This window comes from Pinirhizobacter sp., assembly GCF_035317885.1.
Taxonomy (GTDB): Bacteria; Pseudomonadota; Gammaproteobacteria; order Xanthomonadales; family Rhodanobacteraceae; genus Pinirhizobacter.
Map to the genome: position 1 here is coordinate 1 of NZ_DATHFX010000501.1, position 5,612 is coordinate 5,612.

General features: G+C 61.5%; 6 protein-coding genes. 3 read left to right on the forward strand and 3 right to left on the reverse strand.

Annotated elements, in window-relative coordinates:
* The coding region (locus tag VK519_RS16515; RefSeq protein ID WP_324351567.1) for a GH36 C-terminal domain-containing protein at positions 1-518 on the forward strand (518 nt) is incomplete at its 5' end.
* Positions 519-552: 34 nt separating this feature from the next.
* Here the strand turns inward: VK519_RS16515 and VK519_RS16520 are convergent.
* Complete coding sequence (locus VK519_RS16520; protein WP_324351569.1) at positions 553-1,266, reverse strand: FadR/GntR family transcriptional regulator; 714 nt, start codon at positions 1,264-1,266, stop codon at positions 553-555.
* A gap of 127 nt (positions 1,267-1,393) precedes the next feature.
* Here VK519_RS16520 and VK519_RS16525 point away from each other — a divergent pair, with 127 nt between their 5' ends.
* The gene (locus tag VK519_RS16525) at positions 1,394-2,479 is read left to right on the forward strand and encodes a PA0069 family radical SAM protein (RefSeq protein ID WP_324351571.1); all 1,086 of its coding nucleotides are present in this window, start codon (positions 1,394-1,396) and stop codon (positions 2,477-2,479) included.
* Here VK519_RS16525 and VK519_RS16530 read toward each other — a convergent pair whose 3' ends face one another.
* Positions 2,480-2,974, reverse strand: coding sequence for a MarR family winged helix-turn-helix transcriptional regulator (locus tag VK519_RS16530; RefSeq protein WP_324351573.1), 495 nt, complete (start codon positions 2,972-2,974; stop codon positions 2,480-2,482).
* A 191-nt stretch (positions 2,975-3,165) separates the two neighbouring features.
* Between VK519_RS16530 and VK519_RS16535 the strand changes: the two genes are divergently transcribed.
* Positions 3,166-4,692: a DHA2 family efflux MFS transporter permease subunit gene (locus VK519_RS16535; protein ID WP_324351575.1), complete on the forward strand. Its 1,527-nt coding sequence runs from the start codon at positions 3,166-3,168 to the stop codon at positions 4,690-4,692.
* A 16-nt stretch (positions 4,693-4,708) separates the two neighbouring features.
* On the opposite strand, the gene VK519_RS16540 is transcribed toward VK519_RS16535, so the two are convergent.
* Positions 4,709-5,612, reverse strand: a 904-nt coding sequence (locus tag VK519_RS16540) for an acyltransferase family protein (protein WP_324351576.1), incomplete at its 5' end; no start/stop codon positions are given.

Consider the following 5,612-nt stretch of genomic DNA (forward strand, 5'->3'; position numbering starts at 1 on the left):
CCCCGGCCGTGATGATGGCCTGGGTGACCGGCTCGCCGAACTGGGTCAACAAGCGTAGCAGCTCGCTGGACTTCCGCTTCCTCTCCTCCATGCAGGGCGGGCTCGGTATTGGGGCCAAGATTGAGGAGTGGACGGCGGCCGAGGACGCCACGGCGCGCGATTACATCGCCGCCTACAAGAGCATCCGCGCCACCGTGCAGCTGGGCCGGTTGTATCGCCTGTTGTCCCCGCAAGATCGTGCGCCGTATTCGGCGACCGAGTCGGTGGCCGCCGACGGCAGCCAGGCCGTGCTGTTCGCCTTCCTCCGCCAGGGCCAGGAGGCGCAGGCTTACCCGACGCTCCATCCGCAGGCGCTGGACGGCACGGCGCGTTACCGGCTTCGTACCATCCACGGCAAGCTCGCCGCCGACACGCCGACCGTGGCCAGCGGTGCGTACTGGATGAACCACGGCATCGACATCGACCTGCGCGGCGACCTGGATGCCGCCGCCGTGGTGCTCGATCGCGTCGGCCGATAGGCGCGCGGCGGCCGCTGATCGGCCGCCTTCGCCATCAAGCGGTCCGGGATTTCCCGGGCCGGTGGTGGACATTGCTGCGCGAGTCGGCCACCAGCTTCAGCATCCCCTGGCGCGCGGCCTCCGGCTGGCGCCGGCGGACCGCCTCATAGACCTTGAAGTGTTGCGGCAGTGCCAGCTTGAAGTTGGCCGAGTTGCGCGCCGACATCAGGAAATAGGTGCCCAGCGCGGTCTCGATCACCGAGAACAGCGAGGTCAGCAATCCGTTGTTGGTGGCCCGCAACAAGCTTTCGTGGAAAGCCAGGTCCGCGGTCGCCCAGGCATCGAGATCTTCGGCGGCGGCCATGGCCTCGTACGCATCCTTGATCACCGTCAGCTGTTCGGGCGTGTGCCGGCGCGCAGCCGCGGCCGCGGCTGCCGGCTCGATGATCTCGCGCATCTCCACCAGTTCCTCGATGAAGGTATCCGTCGGCATCGAGGCGCACCGCCATGCCAGTACGTCGGCATCGAGCTGGTTCCAATGGACTGCCTCGCGCACCCGGGTGCCCGTTTTCTGGCGCGACTCGATCAGGCCTTTGGCCGAAAGAACCTTCATGGCCTCGCGGAGCGCCGTACGGCTTACGCTCATGCTTTCGGCCAGCAGTTCCTCCCGTGGCAGGCTCTTGCCCGCCGCGAGTTCGCCGCTGACGATCTGTTGCCCCAACTCCTGGATCACCTGATTGTGCAGGCTGCGCACGATGATGGATTTCACTATTCGTAGTTCCCTATTTGTACTACAAATTACGTATAGCAGGTTGGCGTCGGGACGTCATCCGCCATTGTGGCGGCGCACCCTTGATGTCGCATGCACTGAGACATATGCCCTCTACGATAAAGCCATGTCCGACCCCCTGCCCACCACACGTGTCCATAAAGGACGCGGCGCCGCGTCCAATCCGGAAGGACGCTTCGAGCATATCCGGCACCAGGCCGAGGACGACGGCTGGCTGCGCGAGGTCGAAGAGGTCCCGCGGCCCACTACCGAGGTACGCGAGGAACGCGCCCGTAGCGTCATCAGCCGCAATGACTCCCCCGACGTCGGCTTCGACCAGGCGATCAATCCCTACCGCGGTTGCGAGCACGGCTGCATCTATTGCTATGCCCGCCCCTCCCACGCCTACCTGAACCTGTCGCCGGGCCTGGACTTCGAAACCAAGCTCTTCGCCAAGACGAACCTGGAAGAAATTTTCCGCCTGGAGCTGTCCAAGCGTAGCTATATCTGCAAGCCGATCAATATCGGTAGCAACACGGATCCCTATCAACCCATCGAGAAGAAGTGGCGCCTCACGCGCGCCGCCCTGGCCTTGCTCAATGAGTGCAACCATCCGTGCACGATCGTGACGAAGAACGCACTGGTGGAGCGCGATCTGGACATTCTCGTGCCCATGGCTAAGCGCAATCTCGTGCAGGTCTTCATTTCGATCAATTCGCTGGACAACAAGCTGGCCTCGAAACTGGAACCACGCGCGAGCGCGCCACACCGGCGCATGAAGGCGGTGGAGACGTTGGCAAGCGCAGGCGTTCCGGTGGGCGTGCTCGTCGCGCCGATCATTCCGGCCCTCAACGAACGTGATCTGGAGGCGATCGTCGAGCAGGCAGGCGCTGCCGGTGCGAGGTCAGCTGGATATACATGCGTTCGCCTACCCCATGAGTTGAAGCAGCTGTTCCGGGAATGGCTGGAGCTCCATTACCCAGACCGCGCGTCCCACATCATCAGTCTCATCCAGCAGATGAATGGCGGGAAGGACTATGACTCCAATTTTGCCACCCGCATGCGCGGACAGGGAGTGTTTGCGGACATCATTCGCAAGCGGATGCAAGTGGCACGTCGAAAAGCGGGGCTGGATCGAGCCTGGGACACTGTGCTGGACACCTCATGCTTCGTGGCGCCGCGGATGGAGTCCCCGCAAGGTGAATTGTTCTAGTCAGCTCGGCTGATTGAAGTCCGGTGCCTTCGACGTCTGCGACCGTTCTTGCTCCGCATAGCAGCGAGAACGTTCGTCCAGGGCCTGAAGGACACGAGTGGCCGTATCGATGTCCGATTTGGAAACATCTTTCATTAGCGTCGCACGCAGCGTTGCCAGGGCATGCTCCATCTTCACTGCGAGCCGCCGTCCCTCCGGCAGCAGATAGATCGCCCTGAGCCGGCGATTGCCTGGCACGGCGCGCCGTTCGAGCAACCCCGCCTCCTCTGCAAGGTCCAGGGTCCGCACGAGACCTGCTGGATGCACGCCAATCCTCTCGGCGATGACATGCTGGAGTGCGCCATCTCCCAGCCGCGACACCACCAGGATCGGCGCCGCCAATGACATCGACAGCCCAGACTCGGCCAGAACGCGTCCGGCCGCCTGATGCCAGGCCTGCTTCGTCGGTTGCAAGGCGCATGTCAGCGCATAGAGGGAATCGGTCTTTACGGCCATGTCGAACTCTAAGAATGTATTGACCCGGATTACTTTAACGGATCAACAGGCAACCAGCATCGAACGAAGACTTTAACAATGCTATCCTTGCCTTGACAATCATTAATAACGCAACAATAATGCGCCGTCATGGGTGACGCATTGCCAGCACTGCCGATCGACCCTCCCGTCCATCGATCCACTGGGTCTTCATGAGCACGCACTATCAGCCCCCCAGTCAGGCACTGAGCACCATCGGGCTGTCGCTTGCGATCTTCATGCAGGCCCTTGACTCGACGATCGCGAACGTCTCGTTACCGGCCATCGCCGGCAATCTCGGCGTCAGCAGCGATCAGAGTACGTGGGTCATTACTTCATTTGCCGTATGCCAGGCCATTTCGCTTCCATTGACCGGCTTCCTCAGCCGCCGTTTCGGCCAGGTACCGCTGTTCATCTGGTGCACACTGCTGTTCGTGCTGACCTCGTTCCTGTGCGGCATCGCGCAGAGCATGGGCATGCTGATCGTTTTCCGCGCGCTGCAGGGTGCGGTCGCCGGTCCGATGTTCCCGATTACCCAAAGCTTGCTGATCAGCGTCTACCCACCGGAAAAACGCAGCATGGCGCTTTCGCTCATGGCGATGGTCGCGGTCGTGGCACCGATCACCGGCCCCATCCTCGGCGGATGGATTACCGACAACTATTCCTGGCCCTGGATTTTCTTCATCAACCTTCCCATCGGCATCTTTGCCTGCATGGTGGTCTCCAACCAGATGAAGGGCCGGATCGAGAAAACCGAGCGTCCAAGAATCGATTACGTTGGTTTGATCACACTGATCATCGGCGTGGGTGCCCTGCAGGTGGTACTGGACAAGGGTAATGATGATGACTGGTTCGATTCCACCTTTATCATCATCACGAGCATTGTTTCGGCCATCAGCATCGCGGTCTTCCTGATCTGGGAACTCACCGACAAAGATCCCATCGTGGATCTGAAATTGTTTCGCCATCGCAACTTCAGGTTTGGGACGTTGGCGCTGGTCCTCTCTTTCGCCGCCTATTTCTCGATCAACCTGCTGTTGCCGCAATGGCTGCAGAGCAGCCTTGGCTACACCGCGACGTGGGCTGGCTTTGCAGCATCGCCGCTCGGGATCATGCCCGTACTGCTGACGCTCTTCGTTGGCCGGTACGCGATGCGCTTCGACCTTCGCATGGTTGCGTCCGTGGCCTTCGTCGTCATGGGTATCACGTGCTTTCTACGTTCAGGCTTCAACCTTGACATCGACTTCAATCACGTTGCGATGATGCAGCTGCTCATGGGTCTGGGCGTTGCGTTGTTCTTCATGCCGGTAACCGTCATCCTTCTTTCTGACCTCAAACCGAACGAAATTGCTTCTGGTGGAGGACTGGCGACATTCGCACGTACCCTGGGCGGCAGCCTTGCCGCGTCGCTGACGACATTCATATGGGGTCACCGTGCAGTGCTTCATCATGCTCACCTGACGGAGAGCATCACCCCGTACAACCCCACTGCCCAGGCCGCCATTTCCCAGCTTGGGCGTGGCAATGAAGCGACTGGCGCCAGCATCATCAATGGAATGATCACGCAGCAGGGACTTCAGATCTCGTTCAACGAATTGTTCTACGCGCTCGGCTGGATCTTCATGTCACTGGTCTTCGTTATATGGCTAGCCAAGCCGCCCTTCTCAGCCAGCAGCGGTGCAGCCACCGCCGGGCATTGAGAATGTCTGGTCCGTTCTAGCCGTATGCCGCTACCCGTACATGCGCAGCCCGTACGCGCCGGTATACGGCCACCGCTCCCCAGCTAAGCAACACCGCGCCCACGAACACCAGCGCGCCCTTCACCGCACCAGGCCACGCCAGCCCGAGCAAGCCGAGCTGCAGCCAGGTAACGAATGGATAGTGCAAGAGGTAGATGCCGAACGCATCGCGACTGAGGGCGTCGAACATCCGGACTGGCCGCGTGGCGAAGCGCAGGAAGATGGCCAATGCCGCGAACGACGAAACCAGACCTGACACCACGAAGGCCACATCGGTGAACATCACCAGCGCCCGTGAAGGATGCGGGTTGGAAATCACCATCACGAACGCTACCACCAGCGCCATGTAAGCCAACGGCGTCGCCACCGTCCAGCCGATCCAGCGCCGCGCCAGCCGGCCTCCTTCGGCAAGTAATCCATTCGCCACGCCAGCGGCGCCCAACACGACGCCCACTGCGAAGTAGCAGGCATACAGCAACACGCGCGATGTCTGCACGAAGAATGGGCCGGCGTGTGCCCACTGGAACGGATTGACCACCATCGCCAGGGCGAGGTAAGCGATCGATGCCACCACCGCGAACATGGCGAAACAGGCCAGCGGCGTACGCGATGACAACGACCGGCCGATCGCGTCGGGGCCTTTGGGCGCAAGGCGATATACCAGCGCTGCGATCGCATCAAAAACCAGTAGCACCCAAAGAAACCAAGCCGGCCCCGCTGGCCATGCTCCCAGGCCCAACCATGCGTGGACGAAGCCCGCCACACCCACCCCACCACCTTGCAGGTAAGTCGGGTAGTACGCCAACGGCGCCACCAGCGCGGCCGCCCAGAGGAAAGGCACGCCCAGGCGCACGAAGCGGCTCCGCACGTAAGGCGCCGCT

Excerpts from the sequence above, each read along its gene's own strand:
- VK519_RS16535 (WP_324351575.1), top strand. The coding sequence starts at position 3,166 with ATGAGCACGCACTATCAGCCCCCCAGTCAGGCACTGAGCACCATCGGG.
- VK519_RS16530 (WP_324351573.1), bottom strand. The coding sequence starts at position 2,974 with ATGGCCGTAAAGACCGATTCCCTCTATGCGCTGACATGCGCCTTGCAA.
- VK519_RS16525 (WP_324351571.1), top strand. The coding sequence starts at position 1,394 with ATGTCCGACCCCCTGCCCACCACACGTGTCCATAAAGGACGCGGCGCC.